At 71.1% G+C, this 5,082-nt stretch carries 6 protein-coding genes and 1 pseudogene; 3 read left to right on the plus strand and 4 right to left on the minus strand.

What is annotated here, in order from left to right; translation table 11 throughout:
- Positions 1 to 828 precede the first annotated feature (828 nt).
- The 3 genes and pseudogenes from ABT288_RS49340 (at position 829) to ABT288_RS49350 (ending at position 2,637) form a co-directional block, all read left to right on the plus strand.
- Positions 829 to 1,884 (plus strand): ABC-2 transporter permease, encoded by a 1,056-nt coding sequence (locus ABT288_RS49340; RefSeq protein ID WP_502973025.1) that lies wholly within the window; start codon positions 829 to 831, stop codon positions 1,882 to 1,884.
- Positions 1,885 to 1,909: 25 nt separating this feature from the next.
- Positions 1,910 to 2,319: pseudogene (locus tag ABT288_RS49345) on the plus strand (cation efflux transmembrane domain-containing protein); the annotation flags it as partial.
- A gap of 120 nt (positions 2,320 to 2,439) precedes the next feature.
- Positions 2,440 to 2,637 (plus strand): hypothetical protein, encoded by a 198-nt coding sequence (locus ABT288_RS49350; protein WP_351623352.1) that lies wholly within the window; start codon positions 2,440 to 2,442, stop codon positions 2,635 to 2,637.
- Here ABT288_RS49350 and ABT288_RS49355 read toward each other — a convergent pair.
- From ABT288_RS49355 to ABT288_RS49370, 4 genes are all read right to left on the minus strand, one after another.
- Positions 2,627 to 3,271 carry a polysaccharide deacetylase family protein gene (locus ABT288_RS49355; RefSeq protein WP_351623353.1) on the minus strand — a complete coding sequence of 215 codons (645 nt, stop codon included), beginning with the start codon at positions 3,269 to 3,271 and terminating at the stop codon, positions 2,627 to 2,629. The two genes, ABT288_RS49350 and ABT288_RS49355, sit on opposite strands and share 11 nt — an antisense overlap.
- Positions 3,272 to 3,445: 174 nt before the next feature.
- The gene (locus tag ABT288_RS49360; protein WP_351623354.1) at positions 3,446 to 3,904 is read right to left on the minus strand and encodes a Fur family transcriptional regulator; all 459 of its coding nucleotides are present in this window, start codon (positions 3,902 to 3,904) and stop codon (positions 3,446 to 3,448) included.
- Between the two features lie 13 nt (positions 3,905 to 3,917).
- Complete coding sequence (locus ABT288_RS49365) at positions 3,918 to 4,787, minus strand: metal ABC transporter permease (protein WP_351623355.1); 870 nt, start codon at positions 4,785 to 4,787, stop codon at positions 3,918 to 3,920.
- Positions 4,784 to 5,082 (minus strand): metal ABC transporter permease (locus ABT288_RS49370; protein WP_351623356.1); only part of this gene is annotated, 299 nt, incomplete at its 5' end. The genes ABT288_RS49365 and ABT288_RS49370, both read right to left, overlap by 4 nt.

Below are 5,082 nucleotides of genomic sequence, written 5' to 3' on the forward strand. Positions count from 1 at the left end.
CGAACCGGGCGACGACGCCGCTCTCCTGGCCATCGAACGCTACGGCGCCCACCACCTCCACCGACCGCACACCACGGCCCGCCCCCTCGACGGCCGGCGTCGGCTCGACTCCGGCTCAAAGCCGGTTGCGGAGGACCGTCCTGAGCCCTTGACCCATGTGTCGTGATCGTCTTGCCGACACCCATCAGGGCGTCGACTCCGGCGGACGTGCCCCCCGGCCGTTTCCAGGCAGCCTGACTACGGCAAACGGGTCGGGGAGGTGGCGGAAACAACCGTTCTCTTCGACGCCGAGCCGGGCGGGGCGGAGAGGTTCCGGCAGAACGCCGCTGAGATCCAGGACGATGCTTCTTGCTACGACTTGCACACTTGGCGGCTGGTTCGAGCAGGAGGGGCGTGTCCGGCCTGCTGGACCGCTCTCAGCGCCTGCGGAGCAGCCCGTCACGCCTGTCCGCCGAGGTGGAGGCCAATATCAGGCTGCGGCCAAGTCGACGGGGCGGCGCCGGTGCAGCGCCTGACCGCACTGGGTGCTGCACTCTTGGCGCATGTGGGTGGGACCTCCGGGACAGCTCGTTTGCTTTGAGTCACCTCCACGGCGCCACGGGCACCGCTCCGCCTGGCCGGCGCCTGCTGCCAGGCACTGGCACGCTCACTCCGCATCGCATGGCGAGGGGTCTGTGGGACCCGTGAGCCGAGCGGACGGGGGCAATGCTGTGCACCGCTACACCATGGTGAGCCGGCGCTCGTTTGCGTTGCGGTATTCCGGCATGCCGGTGACGCATGCGGTGCGGCAGCCGAGTCTCGCCCGGCGCCCACCGTACGATCACGGCCATGGGAGAGCGGTGGTCTGCGGCGGCGCCGCCTCAGCCGCCCCGACAGGGCAGATGGCCGCGATTGACGTCGTCGCGTTTCCTGCCGGCGGTGGTGATCTCGCTGATCATCGCGGCCCTGGCCGGGCTCTTCGTCGGCGCCTACTGCTGGGCCATGGCCAATCCTGTACCGCATCGCATCCCCGTCGCGGTGACGGGGAAGTCGGTCGCGGGCGGCCGGTTCACCAACGCGCTGGAGACCACGCTCCGCACGTCGCTGGTCCTTCATCCGTACCCTGACTACGGCAGTGCCCTCGCCGCGGTCGACGCTCAGCGGGAGTTCGCGATCCTGCAGCGTCGACCGGCCGGGGTGGAGGTCGATGTGGCGAGCGCGGCGGGGGCGTCGGTCGCCCGGGTTCTCGGCCAGAGTGCCCCGGCGGTGGGCCGGGCCCTGGGCATCCCGGTGCAGGTCAGGGACGTCAAACCGCTTCCGGTCACGGACCCGCAGGGGCTGGCTCTCTTCTATATCGCCCTGGGGTCGACCATCCTCGGTTTCGTCGGTGCCATCCAACTCGGGGTGCATGCTCAGGCGCTGCGCCCCGCCGAGCGTATCGCCGCAACGGCCGGCTATTCCGTGCTGGGTGGCCTGTGGATCTGTGTCATGGCCGACTGGGTGCTCGGTGTGGTGCGGCTGCCGTTCGTCCAGTCATGGGGAATCTGCACTTTCACTATGATCACGGCGGGCATGATCTTCACCGCGTTCCACACCTTCCTGGGCCGCTGGGCGATGCTGCCGACGTGGCTGTTGCTGGTCATCCTCGGCAACCCCTCGTCCGGGGGTGCGGTGGCCTGGCCGCTGCTCCCTCCGGTCCTGGGCTTTCTGGGGCGGTTCCTGCCGCCGGGCGCGTCGGTGAACGCCCAGCGCAACGCCATCTACTTCCCGCACAACCAGCACGTCGAGCCGTATGTGGTGCTCGCCGTGTGGTGCCTGGTCGCCTCGTCGGTCTTCCTTGTGTGGCGTGCACGTCACCCCGCCAGCCGAGCGGCCGCACAGGCCGCCATGCCCGGCGTTGGATGAGCGCACTGCCGCATCGCAGCCGCCGGCGGTCACGCCCCTGACCGGCTCAGGCGAGGCGACGCGCTCCCTGCCCGGGATTGTGCTGGCTGCCCTCTCGCTCGTGGGCATGCCGGTCCTGTCGGCGGCCCAGCGCCGTGCCGGACGGGAACTCGGCTCCGCCTCCGCCGTGGCCGACTCCAAGCAGACACTGCTGTGCACCTATTTGTCGGCGGTGCTGCTGGTCGGCTTGGTCGCCATCGCCGTGCTCGGCTGGTCGTGGGCCGATCCGCTCGCGGGCCTGGTCATCGCCACGATCGCGGTGAAGGAGGGGCGCGACGCCTGGCGTGGACAGGCGTGTTGTGCGACATCGGCAGCCGTGGCACCCAGCCCCGGCCGGCGGCAGGCGGACGCAACGGATGCCTACGGTTGAGTTCAGATTGCGACTGCTGCGGTTGACGGAGGCGCGATCCGCTTCGGTACGCCGGCCGAACGCTTTCCCGCGACGTCCTGCGTCGGCCGGGGCAGCGACTTCGCGGCCGTGGCGGTCCGCACCGGCGCCGAGGTGCTCAGTCGGAGGTGGGACCGGGGAGCCACGCCGAGTACGTTCTCGTGCCCGAGACCCAGGTGGTGCCCAAGCCGGCCACGCTCGGCCGGGAAGCGGCCGGGGCGCAGTACGTCGCGGGCGCCACCGCGTTGGCCGCCACGAAAGCGGTCGGCGTGAGCGAGGGCGAGGTGGTAGCCGCCCCGGCGGCGGCGGTGGCGCCTACGGGGTGACGAAGTGATAGCCGGCGTCGAGCAGGCGGGGAAGCACCAGGCGCAGGGCGGCCACTGTCTGGGAGCGGTCGCCTCCGCCGTCGTGTTCGAGGATGATCGATCCGGGATGGGCGTGGGCCATGATCCGCTCGACGATGCACACGGTGCCCGGTCGTGACCAGTCGTGGGGGTCGACGGACCAGTCCAGCAGTCGCATGCCCATCTCGCGGCAGGTGGCCAGGGTCGGCTCCGACCAGGCTCCGTAGGGGGCGCGGAAGATCGTGGGGCGCTGGCCGGTGACCTTCTCGATCGTGTCGCTGGTGCGTTCCAGCTGGGACCGGACGGTCGCGGCGGATGCCCGGGCCAGGTCGGCGTGGGTCCAGGTGTGGTTGGCGATCAGGTGGCCTTCGTCGGCCACCGCCCGCACCAGGCTGGGGTACGCGCTGACGCGGGCACCGACCTGGCAGAACGTGGCGGTTACGGCGTAGCGGTGCAGGAGGTCCAGCACCTGCGGAGTCCATTCGGGGTTCGGACCGTCGTCGATGGTCAGCGCGATGGCTCGCGGGCCCTGGTGAACGTAGAACTCCGGCCTGCCCGGCAGCTCGACGTGGGCCGGCTCGCTGGCGTGAGAGTCGCCCGGATGCGTGGGCTTCACGATGTCGGGTGCTGACGTCCCTGTGTGTTCAGGCGTACCGCCAGGGGCTGTGCAGGCGCTGAGAAACATCAGTCCGCCGACTGACAGCAGGGCCCGGCGGGTGACATGTGTACTGCCTGTGCTCTCCATGCCATGTGTAACGGCATCACCCCGTGCGGTGGTTGCGCTGTATGTTCATGGCCGTCCGGCCGCCGCCAGCCGTCGGCCGCAGTCCGGGCACGCCCCGGACAACTCCACCGTGTGCCGGGCGTTCGCGAACCCGCAGGTCCGTGCGATGGTGTCGGCCCATTCCTCCACCGGGCCGGAGTCGACGGGCCGGCTCAGGCCGCACTGGGTGCAGATGAGGTAGTGGCGGTGTTCCGGTCCCGGGCGGTAGCGGAAGAGGCGTTCACCGCCCGTGTCGCGGATCATGTCGGCCCGGCCGGCGGCGGCCAGCGCGGTGAGGGTGCGGTAGACCGTGGACAGGCCGACCGGTGAGCCGGCGGTGGCGAGCTGGTTGTGGAGGGCCTGGGCGTCGACGAAGCCCTCGGCCTGGATGGGTGCCTCGACGACGACCGTGCGTTGCTGAGTGTGGCGGCCGATGAGCGTGACGTCGGCCAAGGGGGTGGGGGCGTGCTGTCGCTCGCGTTCCATCGGGTGCCTTCGCTCATGTGCCGGCGGGGACGGCGGTGCGCGTACGAGGGCTGGAAGCGGGCCGTCGTATCAGGAACGTCGCGGCGTAGACGGCCGTGGCGACGCCCATGATGGCGAAGCTCGGGGGCATCTTCGGCACGGCGTAGGAGGAGAACAGTCCTGCCCACATCTCCAGGACCGCCAGCGCGGCGGAGAGGGCGAGTGCCCGGTAGGGGCGGTCGGTGAGCCGGATCGCGGCGCCCGCCGGGGCGGCGAGCAGGCCGAGCAGGAGCAGGGAGCCGACCGCCTGGGTGGCCTCGGCGGCGCTGATGCCTGCCAGGGCGAGGAAGCCGTAGCCGAGCAGCCGGACCGGTACCCCGCGGGCGGCGGCCACGGCCTCGTCGAGCGTGGCGAACAGCAGCGGCCGGGCGATGAGGACCACCATCAGCCCGACCCCCGCGGCCACCAGGGCTGCAACGACCGCGCTGCTGGAGGAGATACCGAAGACGGAGCCGAACAGCACGCTGACGCCGGCGGTTCCGTTCGCGGTGCTGCGGGACGTCGTGTAGAGGGTGATGAAGAAGGCGCCCAGGCCCAGGATCCAGGAGAAGACGCTCCCGATGACCACGTCGTCGGGGCGGGCACGGCGGCCGAGCGTGCCGAAGAGCAGCGCCATGGCGATGGTGGCGGCGAACAGTCCCAGGCGCAGGTCCGCGCCGAACGCTAGGGCGGCCATCGCGCCGGTGAAGGCGACGTGGCTGAGTGCGTCGCCGGTGAAGACCTGGGCGCGCAGGACGAGGAAGTAGCCGACCAGGCCGCAGGGGGCGGCGATGGTGGTCCCGGCGAGCAGGGCGTGCTGGAAGAACGGCTGGGAGAGGGGGGAGGAAGCTAGCAGGACGGTCATGCGGTCGCCTCCGCGGAAGTGAGCCGGGCACCGGTGCGGCTGCCGAGCAGCGTGTGCAGTGAGCGCCGGCCCAGCGCGAGCAGGTATCCGGCGAAGGCGATGGTCGTCACGAAGAAGCCCAGGGGATAGGGCCAGTAGTAGGCGGCGGTCAGCCCGAGCCAGGTGGCGGCGAAGGCGAGGAGGACGGCCAGGAGCAGGCCCAGCGCCGGGCGGGGGGTGATGACTTGTGCGGTGGCGGCCGGGATCACCATGAGGGCGAAGACCAGGAGGGTTCCGGTGATCTGGCTCGCCTCGG

Origin of the sequence: Streptomyces sp. NPDC001093 (assembly GCF_040298985.1) — a bacterium.
Taxonomy (GTDB): domain Bacteria; phylum Actinomycetota; class Actinomycetes; order Streptomycetales; family Streptomycetaceae; genus Streptomyces.

Bases quoted from the DNA above. Each gene is read 5' to 3' on its own strand.
- ABT288_RS49365 (WP_351623355.1), bottom strand. From the start codon at position 4,787: ATGACCGTCCTGCTAGCTTCCTCCCCCCTCTCCCAGCCGTTCTTCCAG.
- ABT288_RS49360 (WP_351623354.1), bottom strand. From the start codon at position 3,904: ATGGAACGCGAGCGACAGCACGCCCCCACCCCCTTGGCCGACGTCACG.
- ABT288_RS49340 (WP_502973025.1), top strand. From the start codon at position 829: ATGGGAGAGCGGTGGTCTGCGGCGGCGCCGCCTCAGCCGCCCCGACAG.